Below are 261 nucleotides of genomic sequence, written 5' to 3' on the forward strand. Positions count from 1 at the left end.
TCGGAGTACCAGTTGCCCAGCACCTGCAACGCCGCGCACACGGCCAGAACCGGCTTGCCCGCCTCGATGGCTCGCTTCAACCCGTTGTCGCCAGCTAGATGCCTAGAGGCAATAGTCTGGGCAATGTCTTCGCCCCCGCCCAAGGTGTAAATGTCTAGTTCGGAGGGGATGGCTTCGGATACGCCCACGTGGACGACCTCGGCAGGGATACCCCGCCAGTTCGCCCTCTGGGCCAGCACCACGGCGTTACCGGAATCCCCG

Annotated in this window: 1 pseudogene; it reads right to left on the minus strand. The window is 64.0% G+C overall.

Annotated elements, in window-relative coordinates:
- Positions 1-261: pseudogene (locus QP381_RS09155) on the minus strand (glutamine amidotransferase); the annotation flags it as partial.

It is taken from the genome of Pauljensenia sp. UMB6358, assembly GCF_030216865.1.
GTDB lineage: Bacteria > Actinomycetota > Actinomycetes > Actinomycetales > Actinomycetaceae > Pauljensenia > Pauljensenia turicensis_A.